Consider the following 26,468-nt stretch of genomic DNA (forward strand, 5'->3'; position numbering starts at 1 on the left):
AAGGGCGCTTAAGCGCCCTTTTTTAGTACCTCTTAAAAGTATCAGTTTATTTGTTAGTAAACTCTGGATATGCTTCCAGACCACATTCACTTAAATCAACACCTTCGTACTCTTCTTCAGCTGATACACGAATACCCATAACAGCTTTCAGAACACCCCAAACCACTAGACTCGTTACAAAAACCCATCCAAAGATAGTTCCAGCACCGATCAATTGACCTGAGAAGCTAACACCGTCATTTGTTAATGGGACTAATAAAAGACCTAACAAACCACATGTACCGTGTACTGAGATCGCACCAACAGGGTCATCAATTTTCAACTTGTCTAATGTCACGATTGAAAGTACAACCAATACACCACCGGCAGCACCAAATAGGGTTGCTTGTAGCGCTGTTGGTGTTGACGGTTCAGCTGTAATAGCGACAAGACCCGCTAACGCGCCGTTCAATAACATCGTTAAATCAGCTTTGCCAAACAACAGACGGGCAACAATCAGCGAGGCCATTGCACCACCAGCTGCTGCAGCATTTGTGTTTAAGAAAACCATCGCAACTGTGTTTGCACTGGCGATATCACCCAGTTTAAGCACAGAACCACCGTTAAAGCCAAACCAGCCCATCCATAGAATGAATGTACCTAATGTGGCTAATGGTAAGTTAGCACCTGGAATGGGGTGAATTTCACCGTTCGGGCCATATTTGCCTTTACGAGAACCCAGTAATAATACACCGGCTAACGCCGCTGCTGCACCGGCCATATGCACGATACCTGAACCCGCAAAATCAGAGAAACCAAGGTCGCCCAAGTTATACAAGCCGAATACATCCTCGCCATTCCATGTCCAAGCACCTTCCATTGGATAGATAACGCCTGTCATCACAACAGCAAACGCCAAGAAAGCCCAAAGCTTCATACGCTCAGCAACCGCACCTGAAACAATAGACATCGCTGTTGCTACGAATACAACTTGGAAGAAGAAGTCTGATGCATTTGAATAAACAGAACCGCCGTCAAAGCCAGCCTCTCTAGACTCAGCCAACACAGTAGCCGTTAACGCATCTGCCGTTGCTGCACCGTCAAGCTCTATGCCACTTAACATCGCACCGCCGCCGTACATGATTTCATAGCCGTACACTAAATACATAATGCAAGAAACCGCAAACAGCGCAACGTTTTTAGTTAAAATCTCGGCCGTATTTTTTGAACGAACAAGGCCTGCTTCTAACATCGAGAAGCCAGCTGCCATCCACATAACAAGCGCGCCGCACATTAAGAAATAAAATGTATCAACCGCGTATTGTAATTCTAGTATTTGATCCACGTTTATACCCCCCTTATTTTAATTAAAGCGCTTCTGCGCCAGTTTCACCGGTACGGATACGAACTACTTTTTCAAGCTCCGTGACAAAAATTTTGCCATCCCCAATCTTCCCCGTGTTTGCCGCTTTAATAATTGAATCCACCGCTTGCTCAACTTGATCGTCAGACAGTGCGATTTCAACTTTTACTTTAGGCAAAAAATCCACAACATACTCAGAACCACGATAAAGTTCAGTATGTCCCTTTTGGCGACCGAAACCTTTTACTTCAGTGACGGTAATGCCAGATACGCCAATATCAGATAGCGCTTCACGCACATCATCTAATTTGAACGGCTTTAATACAGCGGTTACTAGTTTCATTATTCTTCCTCTTTTTCAGAAATGTCTTATTGACCTTTTAAATATAGCATACAACATGCCATCTTATATTAATCCATTAAAATCAAATGGTTATTGAAATCATTGTAAAGAAAAGCTTATTCTAATGTTACGACCGCACCATGCTGGTGCGCATCAGCACGCCCACTCTATTTATTCCACACATAAAAAAACGCCCCTCATAAAGAGGGGCGTTTTTGAAACGATTAAACGTTTTAACTTATAGAGACTTAGAAACTGTCAATACTAAGTTAGGGTCGTCGTTATTAACTACATCTGCATTATCAACATCTGAATATGCCACTTCCCAATCAACACCTAAATAGCTTGTTGATGCAGCCAACTTCCAATCCCAATAGTCACCATTATCACTATTTAGATCGTAGTAACCAACGTGTGCAGCTAGAGCAATACCTGCATATTCACCAAGGTCAAGAGCGATGTCAGTATAGTTACCGTAATCTGCATCACCAATATCATCACTTCCAGCATCAACACCAAAGTATTGAGTTATTGAAGCAGGGCCCATTGAAAGACCTACATAAACCTCAGTAAAGTCAGTATCAGAACCTGAAGTTGGGTATGCGTAGTGTAAAACACCAACATCAACACCAACGCCATTGAACTCACCAGCCCAACCAGCATAAAGGTCAATTTCAACGTTAGCAGAACTATCGTCGCCACCTACATCATCATCGCCAAAATCAACGTTTGAACCCCAAACGCCAGCATATAGGCCATTTCCTAAGTCCGCATCAAATCCACCTTGAATTGCTGGTGAACCGTCAGTTTGAGAAATGCCACGCCATACGTAGTCTGTTGTTAAAGCAACATTACCGCTAAGCTCTAATGCGCTTGCTGCACCTGATGCTACTAATAAACCAGCAATTGCAGTCGTTTGTAATAATTTCATTTTCGTCCCTTATTGTTGTTAAATTATGATATTGTCCGCGTTTATGTCACGAAACTGTAACTTTCATGTTGCTAGATTAACACAATCCATGGGGTTTAACAGCCTAATATTTGCAAAAAAACAACAGGTCCGCACCATTAGCAGTCTTTACAGCTCTTCATTGCTCCTGGTTGGTGCAAAAACAAACCCCTTTAATTTATAATTAACTATTACTATGTTTGATATCAACGCCATTGAAAACCTCGCAAAATCACTCAGTGACCAGCTCCCCACTGGGCTTACTTCCATTAAAGATGAAGTAGAGAAAAACTTTAAATCCGTCTTACAACAACAATTTTCTAAGTTGGATTTAGTAACGCGCGAAGAGTTTGACACTCAAAGCGCCGTCCTCACAAGAACACGTGATAAACTCGAAGAACTTGAAAAAACCATACTCGACCTAAGCACTGCCATTAAAGACGAAAAATAACCCATCACTTTCAGGTGATGACGACAAGGAAAGGATTCCATCATGTCACTTGCTACTACCTTTACCCGCAGCTCATCCGGCATTAATGCCCCCTTGGTGACCGTCGAAGCGCACCTTGCCAATGGCTTACCCAGCTTAAGCATTGTCGGCCTTCCTGAAGCCGCTGTTAAAGAGAGCAAAGATCGCGTACGAAGCGCTATCATCAACTGCCAGTTTGAATTCCCCGCCAAACGAATCACTATCAACCTTGCTCCTGCCGACCTCCCTAAAGAAGGCGGACGCTTTGATTTACCCATCGCACTTAGCATTCTCGCCGCTTCTGGCCAAATCCCCAACAATTCACTTGCAGACTATGAGTTTCTTGGGGAGTTATCATTAAGTGGTGAACTGCGGGCCATTCAAGGCGCATTACCGTCCGCCATTGCCTGCCAAACGTCTAAACGGACCCTTTGCCTGCCCACTCAAAACCAACACGAGGCATCACTTATCGCTGACATTAACATTTTAGGTGCGCCACACTTATTAGCTGTCTGCGCACATATTCATGGACAGCAAGCACTTCCAAGTTACACCCCAACTGCAAGCTTGAGAAAAAGCACGGCATCCACCGCCGATTTTTCCGATGTTCACGGGCAACAGCATACAAAACGCGCATTAGAAATTGCTGCCGTTGGCCGCCACAGCCTACTCATGCTCGGCCCGCCCGGTACAGGCAAATCCATGCTTGCCGCACGTTTACCCAGCGTCTTACCCCTCCTTAATGAACAAGAAGCCGTTGAAACAGCTTCTATCTATTCAATAAGCCAACACACGGTTGATACTACACAGTGGAAAATACCGCCGTTTAGATCGCCCCATCACACTGCTTCTGCCGTTGCCCTAGTCGGCGGTGGTAGCCAACCAAAACCTGGCGAGGTTTCGCTTGCGCATAATGGCGTGCTGTTTCTTGATGAACTGCCTGAGTTTGACCGCAAGGTATTAGAGGTTCTGCGCGAGCCGATAGAAAACGGAAAAATATCCATCTCACGTGCCAGCCATCAAACTGAGTTTCCAGCGCGTTTTCAACTTATCGCCGCAATGAATCCATGCCCTTGCGGCTACCTTGGTGACGCATCTCAACGCTGCCAATGCACGGTTGCTCAAGTGACTCGTTACCGCAATAAGATATCCGGCCCTTTGCTCGACAGAATTGACATGCATATTGAAGTTCCTCGTATTTCAACTGAGATGCTTCGAAAAGGTACCGCCGATGGTGAAGAGAGTAGCGCTACAATTGCAAAACGCGTGCACCAATCACAACAACTTGCGCTCAATCGGCAAGGCCAAGCTAATCACCTCTTATCCACGTCACTAATCAAACAGCACTGCCAAATCAGCGACGATGATCACGTATTATTAGAAAGCGCAATCGAAAAACTTGGGCTGTCGCACCGTGCGTATCATCGTATTTTGAAGGTATCAAGAACCATCGCCGACATGGATGGACAAACCAACATCCAACGCCAGCACCTTACCGAAGCGCTCAGTTATCGACGTATGGATAAACGCATTACATAACCCCCAAATACTGTAGAATTCATTCCCCTTTCCAGCCAAACTACCTGCTGTGCACGAACTCAATCCTGAACAACAAAAAGCCGTTTCAACAACAGATACCCCTCTATTGGTTATTGCGGGGGCAGGCAGCGGAAAAACACGCGTTATTACCGAGAAAATCTCGCATTTAATCAGTAACGGCGTTGAGGCTAAGCACATTACCGCCGTTACCTTTACCAATAAAGCCGCACGGGAAATGCGCTCACGGGTTGAAAAATTATGCTCGGCCAAAAAAACGAAAGGCATCCGAATTTCCACCTTTCACTCCCTCGGACTCGATATTATCCGCAAAGAGCATCAAGCCCTTGGGTTTAAAAAAAACATTAGTATTCTCGACGAGCAGGACAAATTTAAAACCCTTCAGGACATCTTAGAAAACAGCCAACACAAACTGGATAGAAGCCAAATATCCCCCTTATCGTGGCAAATATCCGATTGGAAAAACCAAGCCATGTTACCGGCACAGGCCATGTCTGCCGCCGAAGACACTCAGCAGCAATTTGCCGCGGCGTTGTACGAACAATATCAGCAATACAACCGCGTCTGTAACGCCGTTGACTTTGATGACTTGATCCTGACACCGTTACTGTTATTTAAAGAACACCCAGAAGTGTTAGAAAAGTGGCAAAACAGTACGCGCTACCTATTGCTCGACGAATACCAAGACACCAACACAACGCAATATGAGTTTTTTAAACACCTCGTCGGCTCCGTTGGGCAGTTCACCGTTGTGGGTGACGACGACCAGTCTATATACGCATGGCGTGGTGCTAACCCTGAAAACCTCTTTACCTTAAAAAATGATTTTCCTCGCTTAGACATTATTAAGTTGGAACAAAACTACCGTTCTAGCCAACGCATTTTAAAAGCCGCTAATCAGCTTATTAGCAATAACCCGCATTTATACGAGAAGAACCTTTGGAGTAACATTCAAGGAAACGAAAAAATAATCGTTTTAAAATGCAAAAATGAATTCGCCGAATCTCAGCAAATTGCCGCCGAAATATCACGTGCAAAATTCAAGCACCGCGCCAGTAATGCTGATTTTGCCATTCTTTATCGAAGCAACCACCAAGCCCGCTTATTAGAAAAAAGCCTACGCGAATTATCGCTACCTTACGCGATTAGCGGCGGCACTTCTTTTTTCTCACACACAGAAATCAAAGACGTTTTATGTTACATCAAGCTACTGATCAACCCCGATGATAACAGCGCCTTCCTACGCGTCATTAACACCCCACGCCGAGAAATAGGCACATCAACGGTTGAAAAACTTGCGCTTTACGCTAACGAACGCCACATCAGCTTATTCGATGCTTGTTTTGAAATGGGGCTCGAACATCAACTAAACGAACGCACTTATCACAAGCTTCGTTCATTTTGTGATTGGATTGTGCGGCTATCAGATAGGTCCCAACAAGAAGAACCCATTCCCATCCTTCATGAAATGATTCAACACATCGATTATTACGATTGGATAAAAGCACACGCCAGCAGCGACAAACAAGCAGAGCGGAAAATTAACAATGTGCTTGAACTGATCAAGTGGATTGAAAACAGTGCTAAAAAATCTCAACAAGAGCGCAGTTTAGGCGACATTGTGTCTCGCATGATGCTATTGGACAGCCTTGAACGAAATGAGGAAGAAGAAAAAACCGATCAAATAAAGCTGATGACCTTGCACGCAGCAAAGGGGCTAGAGTTTCCTTATGTCTATTTAATAGGTATGGAAGAAGGCATATTACCTCACCAGAACAGCATAGATAGCGAGCAAATTGAAGAGGAGCGCCGGCTTGCGTACGTTGGCATTACGCGCGCCAAAAAACAACTCACTTTCAGCTACTGCTCACACCGCACAAAATATGGCGACATCACACCGACCGAGCCTAGCCGCTTCTTAACCGAACTACCAAGCGAAGACTTAGACTGGGCCGCCTTAGGTAACGCCGACCCTGAAGAACAAAAGAAAAAGGGCCAAGAAAGCTTGGCCCTTATGAAAAGTTTATTAAGCTGATTTTATTGGCTATTCACAACCATAAAACCAATCGCGGCAGAAACGTCTTCATCCGTCAATTGAGATGACCCTCCACGAGGCGGCATGCCTTTAAAACCTTTAGTTGCATGCTCAAATAACACGTCATCACCTTGAGCAATACGTGGCGCCCACGCAGCAACATCACCCATTTTTGGCGCGCCAGCTACACCCGTTGTGTGGCAAGCCATACAAGCAGTGTTATAAATTTGTTCCGCCGTCATTGGTTCAGTAGCAACCACCACAGGCGCTTCTACAATAGGACTTGCTTTTCTAGCCTCTTCTAGTGTCGTTGCCAACTCACCCAATGGTTTAATTCTATTAAGAACCTTCTGCTCTTCCCACTCTGAGGTAGGTTTATCACCAACCAAATTAATCGCAATAATAGAAATGACAATTGCGATAGCAACTAGCACAGCTATTGTCACGCCTAAGTCGTTTAAAACCTTCTTATCTTCACTCACGTACTGGCTCCATTTAGTGGTATTTTGAGCCGATTATAAACCCTAAGCTTATAAACTCGAAATAAAACCACGCAATATTATTTACATAGCTCAGAATCAATATTTCATCCGTATATCACGCTATAATACCGCAGTAAATTCTCAATGCGCTCGTAGCTCAGCTGGATAGAGTGTCGCCCTCCGAAGGCGAAGGTCGTGGGTTCGACTCCCGCCGAGCGCGCCATTTATTGTCAAACAATAGAGGTACCGACATGCCACCGGTCGCGACCCTCTCATTCTTAACCACGTACGAACTACAGCTTCCATCATCAATTCTTTGCGGCCAATAACCGCTAAGGACTCCCCATAAAAACTCTGGCTTACCAATTTCCAAAACTAGTTCACGCACAGTAGGCTCTATTCGTTTTTAAACCCTATACTTAGAATATGAATTCACTGCGCCACTAATTGTCAAGCTGACTAACCCGTGGCCTTAACTCCCTGTTTCTCTAACTATCAAATACAAAAAAAGGCACTCGAAAGTGCCTTTTTTTTAACATCAGGCAATTAATCAGCTTACATCAATATTTGCATCTGAGTGAGTCAATAGGTCACTACCCGTTATATTCGTTCCTGTTGATGCCGATACTGTTACATCAATGCTACCACTGACAACATCCCCATCCGCGTCTGTTGCATCATACCCAAACTGCATCATCACATCTTGAGGGTCACCTAAATCAGTATAGGTAATGCCACCAATTTTAAAGTCACCACTTGTGACGAATAACTCAACGCTATCAAAATCAATTGTTGGGCTTATTGGATCACTTAAACCATTTCCGTTAATTGTTAACGGTCCTGACTCAGTTGTATTATCAACACTGTTATATACCGTCCACGTTAATGTGTCACCAGACCCACCAACATCTTTAATATCTAACTGTAAATCATTAATTAACAATCCATTATTAAAGGTGTAGAGAATCGTCTCACCACCACCATTGTCGTTCATCACATTATTGTTAATTCCAATAAAGCCGTTACTTGTATTAACTGTTGTTCCGGCATCTACTATAGAAATAGTCAAATCAGAGCCCACATCGACTGATTCCGTTGGCCCACCAGCACTAATCCCAGTAAAGGATAATTCTACTTTAGACGTTGGCAAATCAAGAACGTTATCTGCTGATAAGGTGATTTCATAAGTTCCGTCTGCATTAGAATTTGTTGGAGTTATCGTGAACACTTCTTCACCAACGTCATAAATACCATCAGTATCTAGATCAATATAGCCTACAAAAGACTCTAAGCCATTTCCGGTATCAATAGATTCCGTCAAAATAGCTTGATCGCCTGAGGTTAAGGGCACTGATGAACTGTCCAAACTAAAGACCACGCCACCTAAAGCATCCTCACCTAAATCATAAGCTAGCACTTCTAGACTATCGCCAGCTGAAAGATTAATGACGCCATCTTTATCAGTGACTACTGGGCCATCGTCATAAACAGTAACTGTGAACGATGATGCGTTATCAACAGAGTTATCGCTATCTGTAGCTGTGACACCAATATTCAAAACAATTTCAGCGTCTTCAGCACCTGAGTGCGTCATGATAAGAAGCTGGGTAAAAGTATATGTACCATTAGCGTTATTAACAATTTTCCAACTACCATCATCAGCATTTAATGTATCGGTACCATCCCATGTTGCGCCTGTAGCCGATAGCTCAACTGTTGCTCCAGCTAAGTCATTACCAAAATCAACGTCTAACGTTCCGTCTATTGAAGTTTTACCATTGGTTTCATCCACCGCCGCGTTACTAACGCTCACTGTCGGCTTTGAATCTTCACCTAAGTTAATCGTTAAGGTCGCATCTGCGGTGTCGTTATCTCCATCTGTGATGGTGTAATCAATAATAACCGTACCCGTTTCACCATCAACTGAGTTATACGTCACTTGACCATTCGATAAGAACGAGACACTACCTGCACCTGTATTAACCGTTGCTCCAGTTAACGTTGCACCATCCGCGCCTTCTGTATCGCTCGTGCCATCTCCATTGCTCATCACATTGTAAACAACATCACTGTCTTCATCGCCTTGTGTCGCTTCATCATCAACGGCTGTCGGTACGTCGTCTTGCACCGTTACCGTTAAGGTATCAGCTGATGAAACACTGTCATCAGAGTCTGTTACAACAACGCTAAAGTCATCTTTAATTCCGTCGGTGCTTGTACCTTGGGTTGTATGATCGGTCGTGTTATCACTTAATGTATAAGACCACGTGTAAACACCGCCTGTATTGGTCACCGTTAAGTCACCGTACTCGCCATTCACTACGCCACCTGCCGTGACATCTACGCCACCTACTGTTAGCGTTTGAAGACTATCATCACCTGTTCCAATCGTGAAAGTTCCGGTGTCTGTTTCAGCTGTACTGCCTGAGTTGCTACCGTCTGATAACGCCGCTTCGTCAACTGTTCCATCCGTCACGCTCACTGTCGGCTTTGAATCTTCACCTAAGTTAATCGTTAAGGTCGCATCTGCGGTGTCGTTATCTCCATCTGTGATGGTGTAATCAATAATAACCGTACCCGTTTCACCATCAACTGGGTTATACGTCACTTGACCATTCGATAAGAACGAGACACTACCTGCACCTGTATTAACCGTTGCTCCAGTTAACGTTGCACCATCCGCGCCTTCTGTATCGCTCGTGCCATCTCCATTGCTCATCACATTGTAAACAACATCACTGTCTTCATCGCCTTGTGTCGCTTCATCATCAACGGCTGTCGGTACGTCGTCAACAATTTGAATACTTAATATATCTGAAGTGAAATCACCATCTGTATCTGTTAGTTCAACCACCAAGTTTTCGAATATGTTGTTTTCACCATCATCAACACCCCCATGGTCCTCATTATCTTTTAGCTCATACTCATAAGTAACAAGACCTGTTAAGTCGTCATATCCAGTAACAACAATTTCATTGCCTAAACCCGTTGTTACCGTATTGCCAGTCAAGCCGGCAATATTGATAACGGTCACCCCATCAATTACTAGACTCCCGACACCATCTGGCGCACTAATACCGAATGTACCCTCTTGAGTCGTAGACTGAGATCCATCCGAACCATTTAGTAGGTCATCTTCATCGACCATAACATCCCCACCTTCAATTGCAGGTGTTAAATCACGAATTTCAACACCACTATCTCCACCAAAGATGGTGATGGTTAATGTTGTTGTTTGCGGATCGTTATAACCATCTGTTACGGTGTAGCTAAATTGGTCTGTTACTTCTTCACCGAAGGTAAGCTCGGACGTTTCAGGACCTGCCTCATAAACATAACCTCCATCAGCTTGTAACGTTAATATGCCGTATACCCCTGCTATTGGCGAACCAATTGAACCAACTGTATCATCACCGCCACCTAGTACGCCGTCATCGCCATGAGCGACAACTCCTGTAACGGTTAAAGAGTCACCATCTGCATCTGTATCTGCAACATCTTGGAATGGTATTTCATCACCTTCAACTTCGGCATCAGGGTCAAATTCATGATCAACATTATTCAGAACATTGCCGCTAACGCTTGAGAGCTCGCCATAAGAATCACCCTCATCTGATGACTGCTCATATATTTCAGAAATAGGGTCAACTTGAACCCAGTTTGTATCTGGGTTTGCTACTGGCGTTGTATCGTCGTCATAAATAGTAATTGTTGCTGAGTCCGCTTCTGGGTTGATTGTTGCACCTTCTGCACCAATCAACATAATGTCAAACGTTTCATTCCCTTCATCAACATGGTCTTCAACTACATTAACGGTTACTTCAAATGTTGTTGAACCTGCAGGTATCGTGACTGTTTGAATTGGGTCGCCATTAAACCAATCTTGGGGGTTATCTGCCGAAAGCGGTCTTAGTTCATAAGTCACCTGCACATCGACATCAAACACTTTATCTAGGCTTAAAATAAACACAACAGGCTTGGTGCCTTCGCTTGTTCCCTCTAATACGCTAGCACCATTACCGCTAACAACTACCGGAAAATCACCGGTAGGAATACCATCTGTTGGAGGCGTACCGCCTGGGTTCTCAGGATCAATTTCCACCTCCACTTCAACAGACACGCTGACAACTGGCCCATCCTCTATAACCGGCGGCAATTCCTCATCCGACTGTAAAAACTCCGCGTTAATACCGGCCGTTTCGTGCCCTGATTCTACAGGTGCATCTGGGTTTAAATAGTCCACACTTACAATGGTATGGCCATTGTTGCCTGTTCCACCGGCTGCTGTGCCGGCTGCTGTTGCTGGCAAGTTGGCCGTTGGGTCAAAATTTGGATCCGCTAAAGCCTGCTGTAAAGCAGCCACTTCATCTTCTGCATCAGCTCGGCTTTGCGCGGTTTGCTCACCTGCTTGATTGAGCAAATCGTCATTTAATACGATGCTTGAGTTGCTGCCTAAGTCTAAAACTGTGCCATCAGTGAAAGCGATAACGATAACGCCATCACCTGTGATTATTTTTTCGTTTTCTGCAACGCTATCGCCTACGCTTAATATGCGCTCCGTTCCGTCTTCTGCGATTGCTTTTACAACCCCTGTTACTGATTGTACTGTGCCTACGTTAGCCATGATATTTCTCCGATCCGTTGGTTATTTCGTTAATTTTTTGTAAGTATTGCTTGTAAAACGTGTTTTTCCTATTGTACTAAGGTACTAATCTTTCTTATTTTTACGACTCTGTCGGCACATCGATTAAACAATGTAAATCGATTAATGTGACGCCCGTGAGCACTGATGAATACGTTGCCGGCTGGTCTTCTACGGTTGTAACGCTGACTTTGGTGCCTTCGCCCAGAGTCTCTATTGAGATAGACAAGTAGTCACTCAGCACATCATTGCTTTCATCTACTAACAGGTCTTGTAGATCTAGGGCTTTTTGCTCGTTGTTTTCTGTTTCTTTTACCATCGTTTTATCCTCTTAACGCTGACGCAATGAGTCAAGCAGGGTGGCGGTCATCCGTCGTGTTATCCATGCCTCGCCTGCATCCATGACCGTTACCAATCTATTGGAATATTCCTTTAGCTGGCTTAATTTCTGGTAGCCTTTTGCTCCCGCTAACAAGCAATTCAATATCTCTTTTTCGGTCAACTCATCTGCTATAACGACGATGCTGCATGCTGAGTTAGCCTTTACTAACACTTTTATATACTCTGCTGTTTGTTCTTGCATCATATTAAAGTTCAGCAGAACCACGACCGACGAAGATTGCTCAAGTACATTTAACGCTTTCACTTCATCATCAACACAACTCACATTGGCTTGAACTGCTGATAGTTCGGACTTTACTTGATCGGTTTTATCAATTACCAGTACATCTATCATTGTTTAAGCTTTAAAGTGTGTTTTTGCCGAATAAAAGCAGTCTAGATGGGGCCTTAGCATTTGGCTATTGTACTAAGGTACTAATTCTTGAGGTTTTTGAGCGAGGCAGTGCTTCACAGAATATTGTCATCCTCGCCAATCAAGTTGCTGATAGCATTGACGTCATGCCTTAATTTCTTTCGCGCATTGAGTTTGGCTTGCACCGCTTCTGGCAACTCGGTAAAGACAAAGACTTGCTTTTCCATCAGCAAATCAACCAAGTCTTCTACGACCCGTACCATTTCACTATCAGAGCTGAGCAGTGATTTTTTTAATTCACTTCCATTGCTTGGTTGCTGTAAAAAGCCAGCCACATCGGGGTGGTCAAGCTCCAGCCATTGACTCTCGTCACCGAACGGTGTATCCAATAACTTAATAACTTCACCTTGCTGATTACGCTGAATATAAGGCATATTGCGGCTCCATTTGCATTTTTTTAAATTTGTTCTAGTATCACCAAATAAAAAACAATAATCAAACTTACCGCGCACGACAAGAATGTTTGCGCTTTGTTTCGTAATTTAACGGATAAAAAATGGCAGAAGCAGTCCTAAGCAAACCGATAGACAACATCTCGAGCATGACCTCTCAAGATGACCCCTTATTGCTAGCATTGTTATCGGTGTGTAAGTTGCTCAACAGCCCGCACTCCGCAGATTCTTTAACTGCTGGCTTACCCTTAGTTGACAACAAACTCACCGCATCTCTTTTTGTTAGAGCAGCGCAACGCGCAGGGTTTTCAACGGGATTGGTTCGCCGCCCACTGGCTGAAATATCTAATTTGGTTTTACCGGCTGTTTTACTACTTGAAGATGGAAAGACCTGTGTTCTCATTTCCAAAAAAGATGAGACATGCACCATTATTCTGCCGGAAACAGATAGCGGTGAAAAAGCCGTTCATTTAAACGTACTAGATGAAATATACAGTGGTTCGGCCTTCTTTATTCAACTAAACCATACCTTCGACGATAGAACAGCCGACTCTGTTATACCCAAAGCAAAGCATTGGTTTTGGGACGTTATTTATAAGTCTTGGCCTATCTACAGTGAAGCCCTTGCAGCATCCTTATTAATTAACTTGTTCGCCTTAGCATCGCCACTCTTCATAATGAACGTGTACGATCGCGTAGTGCCCAACCACGCGCTTGAAACGCTTTGGGTGCTAGCCATTGGCGTAACAATTGTGTTTACCTTTGACTTTGTTATGAAGGGGCTACGTGGTTACTTTATTGATGTCGCAGGCAAACGTTCGGACATTATCCTATCCGCCACCATTTTTGAAAAGGTCATGGGCATTAAGATGGAAAACCGCCCAAAATCTGTGGGCGCATTTGCCAGTAACTTAAGTGAGTTTGAGTCTTTTCGCGATTTTTTAACGTCTGCAACACTAACGACCTTAATCGACCTACCCTTTCTATTTATTTTTATTGCCGTTATATACATGCTGGGCGGCAACTTAGCCTTAGTGCCTTTAGCGGTTTTACCCTTGGCTATACTAGGAGCACTCGCTGTACAAAAACCCCTTAAAAATACAATTAACGAACTCTTTAAGTACTCGGCACAAAAAAATGCAACGCTGATTGAGTCACTTAACAACTTGGATTCCATTAAGAGCGCAGGAGCCGAAGGCCAAATCCAAGGTAAGTGGGAACAAAACATTGGACAAATCTCTCGCTTAAGTCTTAAATCACGTTTTTACTCGTCTATTGCCACCAACTTGACCGCATTTTTAACGCAAATGGCGTCAATTTCCGTGGTTGTTTTCGGTGTATATAAAATTTCTGAAGGCGAGCTCACCATGGGTGCTTTAATTGCCTGCACCATTTTAACCGGCCGCGCACTAGCCCCTATTGGCCAAGTGGCTTCGTTACTAACACGTTACCATCAGGCGCGAGCTTCCTTAGATACATTAACCAATATGATGTCTCTACCGGTTGAACGCGAACCCGGTAAAAAATACTTACACCGGCCAACGTTTAAAGGCGACATTGAATTCAAAAATATTTCGTTTAGCTACCCAGAGCAACCTATTAAGGCACTGGATAATATTTCTTTTAAGATTAAAGCTGGCGAACGAATTGCTTTTATTGGCCGTATTGGCTCAGGAAAAAGCACCATCGAGAAGCTGATGCTTGGCATGTACGAACCACAAGAAGGCTCGATTTTGGTTGATGGAACTGATATTCGACAAGTTGACCCCTCTGACCTTCGTCGACAGATTGGCTATGTACCACAAGATATTTCACTGATGTTTGGCAGCGTTAAAGACAACATTACTTTAGGCTCCCGATATGCAGATGACGCATCCATTTTGCATGCCGCTGAAGTCGCCGGTGTTACCCAATTTGTCAACCGGCACCCCGAGGGTTTTGATATGCCTGTTGGCGAGCGCGGCTCTTCGCTCTCTGGCGGTCAACGCCAAAGCGTGGCTGTTGCCCGCTCTTTACTGCTTTCTCCGCCTATTTTTATTATGGATGAGCCAAGCAACTCAATGGATAACAGCACTGAAGCGCGATTTAAAGAAAAATTATCGGAGCAGCTAAACAAGCAAACGTTAATTTTGGTCACCCACCGAGCATCGTTATTAACTCTGGTTGACCGACTCATTGTGATGGATGGCTCTAAAATTATGGCCGACGGCCCTAAAGACAAAGTGCTTGAAGCGTTGAAAAAAGGACAAATCAAGGTTTCAAACTAATTATGTTAAATAAGATTTTCAACGCTAACAAGAAATACAAGCTACACGCTGAAGACCAGCCCTATATAACAGATGTTAACGCGGCCAGCTTGTACGGCGCATCCATCCAAAGCCACATCATCTTATGGATGTCCTTTAGTTTCATCGTTGTCGCCCTTATTTGGGCTGATTTTGCTGAACTTGATGAAGTTACTCGCGGCTCTGGCAAAACAACACCTTCCAGTCATATTCAAATCATACAGAACTTGGAAGGAGGAATTTTATCTGAAATCTTGGTTAAAGAAGGTGAAACCGTTGAGAAAGGACAAGCACTACTACAGCTCGATGCTGTACGCTTTTCATCCTCTTTAAATGAGACCAAGCTGAAATATTTCGAACTGCTCGCCGCAACAGCACGATTATCGGCAGAAGTTGATAACAAACCTCTCCGTATTCCTGTTCAAGTATCAGAAAACGCGCCAGAAATCGCAAGCAATGCAAAGCAACTATTCGACTCACGCCGTAACGAGTTAAATGCCAGCACTAAATTTTTGTCTGAACAAATCAAGCAACGAGCAATAAGTTACGCATTTCTGAAAGAAGAAATGGAAATGTCGGCACCATTAGTAGATGAAGGCGCCATGTCCAAAGTTGAGTTGCTACGCATTAAACGAGAAGTTAATGATTTAAGAGGCCAATTGACTGAAGCCAAAAATAAACTCCATGAAACAAAAGTGCGCTTTCAAACCAAGGCATTGGAAGAATTAAACCAAGTCAAAGCCGAGCTAGATAGAACCAGCCAGTCTACACTGGCATTGGAAGATCGAGTAACAAGAACCCGCGTCACTTCTCCCGTTAAAGGCATCATCAAGCAGCTTAAAGTCGCCACTATTGGTGGTGTTATTCAACCTGGCATGGACTTAGTTGAGATCGTTCCTCTTGAAGATCAACTTTTAATTGAAGCACAGATTCGGCCCGCCGATATTGCATTTCTTCACCCTGGTCAAAAAGCAATGGTAAAGCTCACCGCCTATGACTTTTCAATTTACGGCGGACTTGAAGCAGAACTCTAGCATATTAGTGCTGATAGCATCACCAATGAGGACGACGGCGAAAACTATTACATAATTCGCCTTCGTACCAATAAAAATTATCTCGAGAAAAACGGCGAAAAATTAAACATTATTGCCGGCATGACTGCCGACGTTGATATTTTAACGGGTAAAAAAACTGTGTTAGATTACTTGCTTAAGCCTATTTTAAAAGCAAGAGAGCGCACGCTCAAGGAACGCTAACATGACTTTATCAACCCACCATCTTTGCTTTAAGCAAAAAACACACGCTAGCTTTTACCGCAAAGAGCCGTCTTGATGCGTCGTGTCGCTATTTTTTCTGACACCCCCGCTATCGTGAAGCTTTGGTCTCACGCACTGGTTAGTCATTTTGATATATTCACAGCCGTAAGCAAGCAAGAACTAGTCAAAGCATCGGTTGTTATCATCGATTCGCACAAAGTCGACACAAATACCGATTTAGCGGCCATGTTTTCCTCCACCTCCGCACGCTTTCTCGTGGTAGGCAAAGATTGGTCAGAAAATAAACAAATTAATGCATTGGTACATGGTGCAGCCGGTTATTGCGGCGAATCCGAACCGCCTAAACTTTTACTACAAGCCGTGACTAGCGTATTAAAGGGCGATATTTGGATTCAGCGCCACCTTGTCCCCCGCGTTATCGGCACCTTAGTCAAAATGAAACCCGAGCGCACTCAAACAATTGACAGCCATAAATCGATCGAGTCATCAACCTTATTAGCTACGCTATCTTCACGTGAAAGTGACGTTGCTAATATGGTTCGTGATGGTGAAAACAACAAGGCTATCGCCAGTGCTTTGGAAATTTCAGAACGCACCGTTAAAGCACATGTAACGTCTATTTTCAAAAAACTAGATCTTTCTGACAGGCTCCATCTTGCTTTGTATCTAAAAGAATATGGTTGACCTAGTTGTGCAGTTACGTTAGATTTACACTAATTCAGTCTAATTACCTGATTTACTTACATAATAAAACAAAAGCAAGAGGGAACTATGAGTCTTAAATTAAAAATAGCTGTGAGTGGCATTTTGGCATTGAGCCTAGGCGCGGCAACGGCCGAAACACTGCAGGATGCAATCCAATATACCGTTAACGAAAACCCAGAAATTCAATCTGCTAAATCTGAGCGCTTAGCCGTTGAACAAGAAATTAGCCAAGTAAAAGCAGGCTATTTCCCTACTGTTGATATTTCCGTTGGCGCTGGTTGGGAACGCTCTTTCAATTCTTCAACCAAAGCGGATGGTTCTGAATCTAAATCCCTTGGCAGAGATGAAGCGTCTATTCAAATTAGACAAATGATTTACGATGGCTTTGCAACTGCTAGTGAAGTTAACCGTCAAACTGCTAGAACAAATTCACGTGCTTATACCGTTTTTGGTCAAGCAGAAATCACTGCTCTAAATGCTGTTGAAGCTTACATCAACGTGCTTCGCCGTGAAGAGCTGCTCGCATTGTCTGAAGAAAACTTAACGATTCATCAAAGCACAAACGATCAAATTAAATCACGAAGCAATCGTGGCGTTGGTCGTAGAGCAGACGTTGAGCAATCTACAGGTAGGTTATCATTAGCGCAAAAGAATGTCCTGTCAGAAATCGGGAATTTAAAAGATGCTCAAACAGCCTATTTAAGAGTAGTTGGTAGGCTCCCATATGAGTTAGAAACTGTTAGTTCACCAAGCGAGGCATTACCCGCTACTTTTGATCAAGCTGTTGATGGCGCAATTGCAAACCACCCGATATTAAAGTCTGCAAACTCGGACATCAAGTCTGCTATCGCTCAACATGCAACTTCGAAAACAGCCTTTTTACCGCGTGTAGACCTTGAACTAAGTGCCTCACATAATAAAGATATTGACGGTATTGAAGAAGTTAATGAAGACGCTTCTGCCATGGTTCGTTTGCGTTATAACCTTTATAACGGCGGCAAAGATACTGCCCGTCGTAAAGAAACCGCACAACTAGTTAACCAAGCAAAAAGCATTAGAGACAATACCTACAGACAAGCTGTTGAGAGTATGCGCTTATCATGGATTGCCCATCAAACCGTTAAAAACCAAATGGCATTCTTTGAAGGTCATAGAGACTCAAGCATCAAAAGTAACGAGGCGTACCAAAAGCAATTCAACATTGGCCGACGCTCTTTGCTAGATCTACTTGATTCAGCCAATGAGATGTTTGTTGCAAAAAGTGCTTACACTAATGCAAGCTATGACGAACTATTTTCTCAGTTCAGAATTCTTGCTAGTGGTGGTTCGTTGACAAATTATTTGAATGTTACCTTGCCTGAAGAGACAGCGATCTTACCTGAGGTTGAGCCTTGGATTGGTGGCTCACAAAGAGGAAAATTGACTCCTACATATGCACCTGCCTCTAAGTAAGTAATAACAATATATTAAAAAGGCTATCAACTCAGTTGATAGCCTTTTTATTGCAAGCAATAAAAGCCACTGCCCCACTTGTAATGAGTTCTTTAAGGTTTAAAACTCTTTACTTAACATCCGGCTTTTCAACCCATCCCATTTGCTAAGCCGTTCAGAGCCACCAATTTTTTTACCTGCCCCGCGTAACTTTGCTAACCACAAACCAGAACCATTAAAGCTATAAACTGGTAATAAATCACGCCGCTTTGAAGCCAGTTTAATAATCGGGTTTAGATTATCCAAGACCATTGGCACAACGCCAGGTTTCTCAAAGTACGTTAGCACCATATGCGCTTGATTTAGTTCTATCGCTTTAACGTAGGTAATTCGCATTTTGCTATCAGAAACCCCTAACTCTCTGAGCGTGAAGTACTTAGCAATCGAGTAATCTTCGCAATCACCCGCCCCTTTTGCTAATACTTCTAGGGGCGTCGCCCAATAGTCGACCGCGCCCCATAAATAGCTATCATCAACAAACTCAACCTGTTGATTGAAAAAATCATTAACCCGCTTCAATTTTTCTTTCTCTGGTAGGCTCTGTGCCGACTTAACGAGTGCTTGCCAGCTTAAAACCCTATCCGCTGCTTGTTCACCATACTTCGCTTTTACTTTTAAAATAAGCTCCGCACTAAAGTCTAGTGCTGCAGGTGCTACAGCAGCGACCATTAAGCAAACCGACACGACAAAGAATTTCAATCCAGCCATGCGAAGAATCCTCATCGCGTGGAATTTAAAGAACTTTTGTATGCTTACGTCCATTAGCAAATTAGCTGTTTTACACTAACGGCTAGCCCCAGCGACCCCAATTTCTTTTAAGCTAATAAAATCTTCGTCAACCTGAACATTTTCCGCCAACACGTGAATATCTAACAAATCACCAATCTCTACGATTGTTTTTGCGAATTCGTATTTCTCTGTATCTTGCTGAACACCATTACCAATATCACGCGCTAGGCGAATATAGTCCGGTTTAAGCTCTTTGAGCCTTTCTGGTGACATCGACTGCGCTTCAAACCGCTTAACCATTACTTTCGCGTTTAACTGACGCACAAAGCTAATAAACTCCTTATATGTATCGACCTCTTTTGCAACCGCATACGCTGAAAAACTAAACACTAGTTGACTAGCCAAGAATGAGTTTTCCACCAATAAAGCTGCCAGCCACGTTCTAAAATCACTATTCTTTACCGTTCTATTGGACAGGTTAATCGCTATTTCATGAGAAATATTGTCACTTTTGATATAGTCAATCACACGTGACGTCACACCTTTGTCGAGGTCTACAATTTTCACAAATTTTTCAGCAATTGAGACAAACGTACCAATCGAAAGTGCATCTCCATTTTTATCCAATGCTTCAGAAAACGCATCTTTCATTAGCACGCCACCTGTGGTTTGAAGGTTGTCAGTTTCACCGATATATGACACCTTATAGTCATTCCTATCGACGATATCGAACACTAATTCTTTCCACTCAGCCATATCCTTTGCCCTGTCTTTTCCTTTGCGCAGATAGTAGCTATTCGTGCCAATGAGCTGAGCTTGCTCATAAGCCTCATTCGAGCCTAATAAAGTCGTATCGGTTGAACTGAATGGATCCACTGCAGCCACACCAATATGCGCAATATCAGCTTTACTATATTTTTCGCCCAATTCAGTGAACGATACGCTCAATGACTTTGCTAACGTTTCCACTTTTTCTGCACTCGTAGCGCGAGTTAACAAGACAAACTCTGAGCCAAAAAATCGATAAGCACTCACCTCTCCTAAGCCCTTATTCCCAGCCTCGGACTTCAATATGCCGGCAAAATCTTTAATAAATTGATCAATGGAGTCATTGCCTAGCTCTTTAACTAAGCTAGTTAGCGCATCAATCTTAATCATGAAAACAAAGGCATCTTCATGTGAAGCAAGCACCTCTTTCATATCTATTTCAAAAGTACTTTTTTTACTCAACCCTGTCAGTTCATCTAGTTGCAATTTCTTACCAATGCTTTCCAGTTTTTTATTCAGATTTCTAATAACTTTTTCTAATTTTCTGGACATAACGTTCATCGAAGATGCGACCTTTCGTACCTCAGTTGTCCACGGCAACTGCTCGATAAGATCGAAACTTCCCTGTGAGATGGTTTCCGCCATTTCACCTATTCTTTTCAAGGAAGACAGTGTGATTTGCAGCACGAGCAACAACAAAATAACAGACGCTGCAAATGCCGTTAACGAGTAATAAAAGCTGGTCTGAACCTGTCCATACAGTTTAGAGTAGGCATAGCCTGGGTTTATTACCACGGTCACTGCCCCACTAATGTTCCAACCCGAGCTAATCTCGCTTTGAGCAACCGCCGTTTGCATCGGTAAATTGCTAATAAACCATTCTGGCACTAAGCCAACTTCTTGCTCATTCGTCAACGTGACTAACTTTTCCCCTGAGAAGTTAACTAAGCTAATTTCTTTATAATATCCACGATCAAATATCGCATTCATCATTGTTTCAAGCACTGGATCCTTATCGTCTGTCATATGAGGACTTAGCGACAAGCCAAGCGATGTTGCCGTATCTTGAGCGTGAATGAGTGACTCACCTTCCAAGTAACTTCTAATATTATTTACACTCAGCATAAAATTCAGGCTGAAAATCATCAGAAATAACGCCGATATAAGAATTAATAATTGTTTTGATAAAGACATACTTTTATACCTTATGGGATATTTTGGTTACCGATTGCAACGCCCTAACATACATAGCTTTTTCCATGCTATACGACCTTAACTATAGCGTATATCCACAACTAATCTTGACCGCATACCTGCTAATTTGTGAGCTACGCCAAAGAACCACTACGCATTCTGCATATTCGCCCTTTATACCCAAAGAACACAAGTCTCATGGAAATGAATGTCATTCATTTAATTCGGCTTTACACCCAAAGGGCATAAGTCTCATGGAAATGAATGTCATTCATTTAATTCGGCTTTACACCCAAAGGGCATAAGTCTCATGGAAATGAATGTCATTCATTTAATTCGGCTTTATACCCAAAGGGCATAAGTCTCATGGAAATGAATGTCATTCATTTAATTCGGCTTTATAATGCGGGCAACTTTATATTTAATCCGTGAATTATGACTACCAAAAATGCTTTTTATGCCCAATCTGGCGGTGTTACCGCCGTTATCAACGCCAGTGCTTGTGGCTTAATTGAAACCGCCCGCCAACATAGCGACACAATCGGTAAGGTTTATGCGGGACGTAACGGCATTATTGGCGCGTTAACCGAGGACTTAATTGATACCAGTCTTGAAACCGCTGATGATATCTCCGCATTACGCCACACCCCATCAGGTGCATTTGGTTCTTGTCGCTACAAGCTCAAAAGTTTTGAAGAAAATCGTGCAGAATACGAGCGCTTAATTGCCGTTTTCAAAGCACATAACATCGGTTACTTTTTCTATAATGGCGGCGGCGACTCACAAGATACCACCAATAAACTTTCAGAATTAAGTCACACATTAGGACACGACCTCCGCTGCATTGGTATTCCTAAAACCGTTGATAATGATTTACCCATCACCGATAACTGCCCAGGGTTTGGCTCAGTCGCTAAATACGTAGCTGTTTCAATTCGTGAAGCAGGCTTTGACGTTGCCTCAATGGCTCGTAGCTCAACCAAAGTATTTGTACTGGAAGTGATGGGGCGACACGCGGGTTGGATTGCAGCGGCCGGCGGTCTGGCAGCAGAAAATGAAGGCGACTCACCGCACATTATTTTATTCCCCGAAGTCACTTTTGAGCAGCAAAAATTTCTCGCTAAAGTGGACGTGACAGTAAAAAAGTATGGCTTTTGCTGCATCGTCGTATCCGAGGGTGTTAAAAACCCTGACGGCCAATTTTTAGCCGAAGCGGGCACCCGCGATGCCTTTGGTCACGCCCAATTGGGTGGCGTTGCCCCCGTCGTCGCAGAGATGATTAAAGCCGCTCATGGTTATAAATATCATTGGGCTGTGGCCGATTATTTACAACGCGCGGCGCGTCATATCGCTTCTAAAACTGACGTAGAGCAGGCCTACGCCATGGGTAAAGCTGCTGTTGAACTCGCTATCGCTGGAAAAACAGCCGTGATGCCAACAATCGTTCGTACCAGCAACGACCCGTACCAATGGGAAATTGGCACAGGCGAATTAAAAGACGTCGCCAACGTAGAACAAAAGCTTCCAGCCCACTATATAACGGCTGATGGTTTTGGTATTACCCCTGACTGCGAGGAATATCTGCGCCCCTTGATCATGGGAGAAGATTACCCGCCGTATGTTAACGGCCTACCCAACTATGTTCAGTTGAAAAACTTACCGGTTAAAAAAATCCTTAACGAACCGTTTGACGTGTGATCAACTAGAGGCATGGCTTTCAGCTAAAGTCAGCTTCTTCAGCTTGTTTTATTTTTGTTCATCTGCCACAACCCTTTACCCTCCTAATAAAATGGAAGATAAAGGCTGTGGCTCGTCCTAAAATTTCTTTCTATCTATTTATTTATTTGATGTCTTTTTAGGCCAATCGTTTTATGCTTTACGGCATGAAAACACTATCTCAACTCATTTCACGTGGCATGGCACCGCTTACCTTGGTCTGTGCACTTATTGCTTTTTACCAGCCGGCTATTTTTCTGGTTTTTAAAGCTTATTTTTTGTGGCTATTCGCCGCCTCCATGTTTGCCTTAGGTGTTGTTCTTAAACCTGACGAACTAAAAACTACGCTACAAACACCGCGTTCCATTTTCCAGGGGGTTTGCACCCAGTACAGTGTCATGCCCTTGCTCTGCGCTGCCGCTGCGTGGCTGGCTAACTTACCGCCTGAGCTCGCTTTGGGTGTCATTATTGTGGGTTGTGCGCCGGGCGCAATGGCGAGCAATGTCATTGTTTATTTGGCGGGTGGCGCCGTGGCTTTCTCTATTGCTCTAACAACCGTTGCGACTGTTTTATCACCTTTGTTTACCCCGGCATTGGTAGAGTGGCTAGGCGGTGCTTATTTGCCCGTACCATTTTGGTCAATGATGCAAACCATTTTACTTACCGTACTAACCCCCTTATTCGTCGGCATGGCGTGCCGAAAGCTTCTACGCGAACGAGCTGCGCCATTGATTGAGTTCGCCCCAAGCATGGCGTCACTAGCCATTATCATTATCTGCGCGTATGCCGTTGCGGCTAACCATGAACGCCTTAATAGCATTAGCATGAATCTTTTTTTCGTCATCATCATTGTTAATGCTCTCGGCTATTTATTTGGCTGGTTCTTAGCCAAACTGTTCAACTTTAATAACCAATATCGCCTAACAATGGCCATTGAAATTGGTATGCAAAACGCAGGACTGGGCGTCGCTTTAGCCCTAAAACATTTCTCGCCGGAAACCGCCTTACCTGGTGCATTATTTGCTGTTTGGTGTGTATTAACCGGTGCTGGTGCGAGTGCATGGTTACGATACAAACACTCATCAGAAGAAAAGCTTGAACTTCTCGAAAGAACTTAGCTAAACATACGGTCTGTTTGTGTGACTCTTAAACTAAAGGAAAAATCGTGATTAAATGTATTAACAGGCTACAAGCCATGCTCGACCGCACCCGTTCTATTGACTTTCTAGCACCTCTTGCGCTCAGGCTTTACCTCGTTCCGATTTTTTGGATGGCGGGCACTAAAAAGCTATCTGCTTTTGATAGCACGGTTGATTGGTTTGGCAATCCAGACTATGGACTTGGCCTTCCATATCCCTACTTAATGGCCGGTCTGGCAACTTGGGTCGAAATTATTGGCGCCGTTCTTTTATTCATTGGTTTAGCCGTTCGTTGGGTGTCTATCCCACTAATGGTCACCATGGCTGTTGCCGCCGTTACCGTTCACCTCCAAAATGGTTGGTTAGCGATAGCAGAAGACAGTGGTTTTTTTGCTAATGAACGTACTGCTGGCGCGGTCGAACGCTTGAGTGCCGCCAAAGATATCCTTCGCGAGCATGGCAATTACAGCTGGTTAACAGAAAACGGTAGCGTTGTTATTCTTAATAATGGTATCGAGTTCTCTGCGACCTATTTTATTATGTTACTCGTACTCTTTTTTATTGGCTCAGGAAAATACCTCAGCTTAGATTTTTGGGTCGCTAAACAATTCAAGAATTAGCTCATAATGGACAGCCTATTTTCAATGGACGTTGCGTTTTACCTGTCAAGGTCCGTTGAACTATTAAGTGCTGTCTTTATCTTTACGGTTGGCTCATTTATTTTATATTCTCTTGTTCTTTATATAAAAGACAGTACGCAAAAAGAATCAACCATCCTGAGGAATTATCCGCTAATAGGTCGTTTCAGGTTTTTATTTGAAAAGATGGGGGAGTTCTTTCGGCAATATTTTTTTGCAATGGATCGAGAGGAACTACCCTTTAATCGCGCGCAAAGGAACTGGGTATACCGTGCAGCTAAGAATTTAGATTCCACTATTGCCTTTGGCTCAACCAAGGATCTGCGGCAACCCGGTGCCATTATTTTCGTCAACTGCCCATTCCCCAAACTAGACCACGAAAATGCAGCCTTAGGTCCAATGATGGTAGGGCCCTATTGCGAGAAGCCCTATTCAACATCATCTGTTTTTAATATTTCCGGCATGAGTTTCGGCGCTATTTCCAAACCTGCTGTACAAGCGCTTTCCCACGGTGCCAAAAAAGCAGGCTGTTGGTTCAACACCGGTGAAGGTGGGCTTTCACCCTATCACCTAGAAGGTGACTGTGATCTGGTTTACCAAATTGGCACCGCTAAATACGGAGTGCGCGACAAGCACGGCAATTTAAGTAACGATAAACTCAAACAAGTAGCACAGCACCAGCAAATTAAAATGTTTGAAATTAAGCTCAGCCAAGGCGCTAAACCAGGAAAAGGAGGCATCTTACCTGGGTTAAAAGTTACTAAAGAAATTTCGCATATTCGTGGCATTCCAGTAAAACAAGACTCTATCAGCCCCAACCGTCACCTCGATGTGAACTCACCTGCTGAGTTACTCGATTTAATTCAGCGGATTCGTTCCGTTACAGGTAAACCCGTTGGTTTTAAAACCGTGGTGAGTTCATGGCAGTGGCTAGGTGAGCTATGCGGGCTAATTAATTCACGCGGTGAAGAATCTGCGCCTGATTTTATTACTGTAGACGGTGGTGATGGCGGCACGGGCGCAGCACCCATGTCGCTCATTGATAACGTCGGGCTCACTCTCACCGAAGCACTACCTGCAGTAGAAAATGTACTCATTAAACACGGTCTTCGGCAGCGTATTCGCATCATCGCTTCTGGAAAACGAATTAACCCAACTGAAGTTGCATGGGCGTTATGTGCCGGTGCAGACTTTGTAACATCAGCGCGTGGCTTTATGTTTGCACTCGGCTGTATACAAGCACTTCAGTGCAACAAAAACACCTGCCCAACCGGAATAACCACGCATAATCCAGATCTCCAACGCGGCTTAGACCCCGCAAATAAGGCAAATCGTGTGGCTAATTATCAAAAGAATTTGGTCAAAGAGGTATCAATTATTGCTCACTCATGCGGTGTTGCTGGACCACGACGCCTGCACCGACAGCACGCCCGTATTGTCACACCAAACGGTCTGTCAATTCCTTTAGACGAGTTGCAACCCTACCCTAAGATGTGAAAAC

At 43.7% G+C, this 26,468-nt stretch carries 21 protein-coding genes and 1 tRNA gene; 12 read left to right on the forward strand and 10 right to left on the reverse strand.

The features are described from left to right. Positions 1–46: 46 nt before the first annotated feature. The 3 genes from AB1Y31_10025 to AB1Y31_10035 form a co-directional block, all read right to left on the reverse strand. Positions 47–1,324: an ammonium transporter gene (locus AB1Y31_10025; GenBank protein MEW4983510.1), complete on the reverse strand. Its 1,278-nt coding sequence runs from the start codon at positions 1,322–1,324 to the stop codon at positions 47–49. A gap of 22 nt (positions 1,325–1,346) precedes the next feature. Further along, positions 1,347–1,685 (reverse strand): P-II family nitrogen regulator, encoded by a 339-nt coding sequence (gene glnK, locus AB1Y31_10030; GenBank protein MEW4983511.1) that lies wholly within the window; start codon positions 1,683–1,685, stop codon positions 1,347–1,349. Positions 1,686–1,923: 238 nt separating this feature from the next. Then, positions 1,924–2,616, reverse strand: coding sequence for a TorF family putative porin (locus tag AB1Y31_10035; GenBank protein ID MEW4983512.1), 693 nt, complete (start codon positions 2,614–2,616; stop codon positions 1,924–1,926). Positions 2,617–2,830: 214 nt separating this feature from the next. On the opposite strand from AB1Y31_10035, the gene AB1Y31_10040 reads away from it, so the two are divergent. From AB1Y31_10040 to AB1Y31_10050, 3 genes are read left to right on the forward strand one after another with little or no spacing between them, the layout of a single operon-like run. After that, complete coding sequence (locus AB1Y31_10040) at positions 2,831–3,085, forward strand: accessory factor UbiK family protein (protein ID MEW4983513.1); 255 nt, start codon at positions 2,831–2,833, stop codon at positions 3,083–3,085. Positions 3,086–3,127: 42 nt separating this feature from the next. Continuing rightward, the gene (locus tag AB1Y31_10045; protein MEW4983514.1) at positions 3,128–4,642 is read left to right on the forward strand and encodes a YifB family Mg chelatase-like AAA ATPase; all 1,515 of its coding nucleotides are present in this window, start codon (positions 3,128–3,130) and stop codon (positions 4,640–4,642) included. Between the two features lie 49 nt (positions 4,643–4,691). After that, complete coding sequence (locus AB1Y31_10050; protein MEW4983515.1) at positions 4,692–6,695, forward strand: UvrD-helicase domain-containing protein; 2,004 nt, start codon at positions 4,692–4,694, stop codon at positions 6,693–6,695. A 2-nt stretch (positions 6,696–6,697) separates the two neighbouring features. On the opposite strand, the gene AB1Y31_10055 is transcribed toward AB1Y31_10050, so the two are convergent. Beyond that, complete coding sequence (locus AB1Y31_10055; protein ID MEW4983516.1) at positions 6,698–7,177, reverse strand: c-type cytochrome; 480 nt, start codon at positions 7,175–7,177, stop codon at positions 6,698–6,700. Positions 7,178–7,323: 146 nt separating this feature from the next. Between AB1Y31_10055 and AB1Y31_10060 the strand changes: the two genes are divergently transcribed. Then, positions 7,324–7,400: transfer RNA gene (locus AB1Y31_10060), tRNA-Arg, on the forward strand. Positions 7,401–7,727: 327 nt separating this feature from the next. Here AB1Y31_10060 and AB1Y31_10065 read toward each other — a convergent pair. The 4 genes from AB1Y31_10065 to AB1Y31_10080 form a co-directional block, all read right to left on the reverse strand. Further along, positions 7,728–11,801: a retention module-containing protein gene (locus AB1Y31_10065; GenBank protein MEW4983517.1), complete on the reverse strand. Its 4,074-nt coding sequence runs from the start codon at positions 11,799–11,801 to the stop codon at positions 7,728–7,730. A gap of 100 nt (positions 11,802–11,901) precedes the next feature. Then, positions 11,902–12,138: a type I secretion C-terminal target domain-containing protein gene (locus AB1Y31_10070; GenBank protein MEW4983518.1), complete on the reverse strand. Its 237-nt coding sequence runs from the start codon at positions 12,136–12,138 to the stop codon at positions 11,902–11,904. Positions 12,139–12,150: 12 nt separating this feature from the next. Further along, complete coding sequence (locus AB1Y31_10075) at positions 12,151–12,555, reverse strand: DNA-binding response regulator (GenBank protein ID MEW4983519.1); 405 nt, start codon at positions 12,553–12,555, stop codon at positions 12,151–12,153. A 113-nt stretch (positions 12,556–12,668) separates the two neighbouring features. Continuing rightward, positions 12,669–13,007: a hypothetical protein gene (locus AB1Y31_10080; protein MEW4983520.1), complete on the reverse strand. Its 339-nt coding sequence runs from the start codon at positions 13,005–13,007 to the stop codon at positions 12,669–12,671. Positions 13,008–13,129: 122 nt separating this feature from the next. On the opposite strand from AB1Y31_10080, the gene AB1Y31_10085 reads away from it, so the two are divergent. The 4 genes from AB1Y31_10085 to AB1Y31_10100 all read left to right on the forward strand — a co-directional run bounded on the left by AB1Y31_10085 (position 13,130) and on the right by AB1Y31_10100 (position 18,744). Next, positions 13,130–15,292 (forward strand): type I secretion system permease/ATPase, encoded by a 2,163-nt coding sequence (locus AB1Y31_10085; protein ID MEW4983521.1) that lies wholly within the window; start codon positions 13,130–13,132, stop codon positions 15,290–15,292. Between the two features lie 2 nt (positions 15,293–15,294). Next, complete coding sequence (locus tag AB1Y31_10090) at positions 15,295–16,344, forward strand: HlyD family type I secretion periplasmic adaptor subunit (protein ID MEW4983522.1); 1,050 nt, start codon at positions 15,295–15,297, stop codon at positions 16,342–16,344. Positions 16,345–16,641: 297 nt separating this feature from the next. Continuing rightward, a complete protein-coding gene (locus tag AB1Y31_10095; protein ID MEW4983523.1) occupies positions 16,642–17,271 on the forward strand; it encodes a response regulator transcription factor in 630 nt (209 codons plus the stop codon). An 87-nt stretch (positions 17,272–17,358) separates the two neighbouring features. Then, positions 17,359–18,744, forward strand: a complete 1,386-nt coding sequence (locus tag AB1Y31_10100) for a TolC family outer membrane protein (GenBank protein ID MEW4983524.1) — start codon at positions 17,359–17,361, stop codon at positions 18,742–18,744. Between the two features lie 99 nt (positions 18,745–18,843). On the opposite strand, the gene AB1Y31_10105 is transcribed toward AB1Y31_10100, so the two are convergent. Both AB1Y31_10105 and AB1Y31_10110 read right to left on the reverse strand, forming a co-directional pair. Beyond that, positions 18,844–19,491 (reverse strand): transglutaminase-like cysteine peptidase, encoded by a 648-nt coding sequence (locus AB1Y31_10105; GenBank protein ID MEW4983525.1) that lies wholly within the window; start codon positions 19,489–19,491, stop codon positions 18,844–18,846. Between the two features lie 75 nt (positions 19,492–19,566). Further along, complete coding sequence (locus tag AB1Y31_10110) at positions 19,567–21,474, reverse strand: LapD/MoxY N-terminal periplasmic domain-containing protein (protein ID MEW4983526.1); 1,908 nt, start codon at positions 21,472–21,474, stop codon at positions 19,567–19,569. Positions 21,475–21,909: 435 nt separating this feature from the next. On the opposite strand from AB1Y31_10110, the gene AB1Y31_10115 reads away from it, so the two are divergent. The 4 genes from AB1Y31_10115 to AB1Y31_10130 all read left to right on the forward strand — a co-directional run bounded on the left by AB1Y31_10115 (position 21,910) and on the right by AB1Y31_10130 (position 26,464). Next, on the forward strand, positions 21,910–23,172 hold the full coding sequence (locus AB1Y31_10115) for a 6-phosphofructokinase (GenBank protein MEW4983527.1): 1,263 nt from the start codon (positions 21,910–21,912) through the stop codon (positions 23,170–23,172). Between the two features lie 185 nt (positions 23,173–23,357). Then, positions 23,358–24,308 carry a bile acid:sodium symporter family protein gene (locus AB1Y31_10120; protein MEW4983528.1) on the forward strand — a complete coding sequence of 317 codons (951 nt, stop codon included), beginning with the start codon at positions 23,358–23,360 and terminating at the stop codon, positions 24,306–24,308. Positions 24,309–24,355: 47 nt separating this feature from the next. Continuing rightward, positions 24,356–24,949 (forward strand): DoxX family protein, encoded by a 594-nt coding sequence (locus AB1Y31_10125; GenBank protein MEW4983529.1) that lies wholly within the window; start codon positions 24,356–24,358, stop codon positions 24,947–24,949. Positions 24,950–24,955: 6 nt separating this feature from the next. Then, a complete protein-coding gene (locus AB1Y31_10130; GenBank protein MEW4983530.1) occupies positions 24,956–26,464 on the forward strand; it encodes an FMN-binding glutamate synthase family protein in 1,509 nt (502 codons plus the stop codon). Positions 26,465–26,468 lie beyond the last annotated feature (4 nt).

The organism is Cycloclasticus sp. (assembly GCA_040743155.1).
In the GTDB taxonomy this organism is placed as follows: domain Bacteria; phylum Pseudomonadota; class Gammaproteobacteria; order Methylococcales; family Cycloclasticaceae; genus Cycloclasticus.

Bases quoted from the DNA above. Each gene is read 5' to 3' on its own strand.
- AB1Y31_10090 (MEW4983522.1), top strand. From the start codon at position 15,295: ATGTTAAATAAGATTTTCAACGCTAACAAGAAATACAAGCTACACGCT.
- AB1Y31_10105 (MEW4983525.1), bottom strand. From the start codon at position 19,491: ATGGCTGGATTGAAATTCTTTGTCGTGTCGGTTTGCTTAATGGTCGCT.
- AB1Y31_10040 (MEW4983513.1), top strand. From the start codon at position 2,831: ATGTTTGATATCAACGCCATTGAAAACCTCGCAAAATCACTCAGTGAC.
- AB1Y31_10100 (MEW4983524.1), top strand. From the start codon at position 17,359: ATGAGTCTTAAATTAAAAATAGCTGTGAGTGGCATTTTGGCATTGAGC.
- AB1Y31_10075 (MEW4983519.1), bottom strand. From the start codon at position 12,555: ATGATAGATGTACTGGTAATTGATAAAACCGATCAAGTAAAGTCCGAA.
- AB1Y31_10065 (MEW4983517.1), bottom strand. From the start codon at position 11,801: ATGGCTAACGTAGGCACAGTACAATCAGTAACAGGGGTTGTAAAAGCA.
- AB1Y31_10095 (MEW4983523.1), top strand. From the start codon at position 16,642: ATGCGTCGTGTCGCTATTTTTTCTGACACCCCCGCTATCGTGAAGCTT.
- AB1Y31_10120 (MEW4983528.1), top strand. From the start codon at position 23,358: ATGAAAACACTATCTCAACTCATTTCACGTGGCATGGCACCGCTTACC.
- AB1Y31_10080 (MEW4983520.1), bottom strand. From the start codon at position 13,007: ATGCCTTATATTCAGCGTAATCAGCAAGGTGAAGTTATTAAGTTATTG.
- AB1Y31_10035 (MEW4983512.1), bottom strand. From the start codon at position 2,616: ATGAAATTATTACAAACGACTGCAATTGCTGGTTTATTAGTAGCATCA.
- AB1Y31_10070 (MEW4983518.1), bottom strand. From the start codon at position 12,138: ATGGTAAAAGAAACAGAAAACAACGAGCAAAAAGCCCTAGATCTACAA.
- AB1Y31_10085 (MEW4983521.1), top strand. From the start codon at position 13,130: ATGGCAGAAGCAGTCCTAAGCAAACCGATAGACAACATCTCGAGCATG.
- glnK (MEW4983511.1), bottom strand. From the start codon at position 1,685: ATGAAACTAGTAACCGCTGTATTAAAGCCGTTCAAATTAGATGATGTG.
- AB1Y31_10115 (MEW4983527.1), top strand. From the start codon at position 21,910: ATGACTACCAAAAATGCTTTTTATGCCCAATCTGGCGGTGTTACCGCC.
- AB1Y31_10110 (MEW4983526.1), bottom strand. From the start codon at position 21,474: ATGTCTTTATCAAAACAATTATTAATTCTTATATCGGCGTTATTTCTG.
- AB1Y31_10045 (MEW4983514.1), top strand. From the start codon at position 3,128: ATGTCACTTGCTACTACCTTTACCCGCAGCTCATCCGGCATTAATGCC.
- AB1Y31_10130 (MEW4983530.1), top strand. From the start codon at position 24,956: ATGGACAGCCTATTTTCAATGGACGTTGCGTTTTACCTGTCAAGGTCC.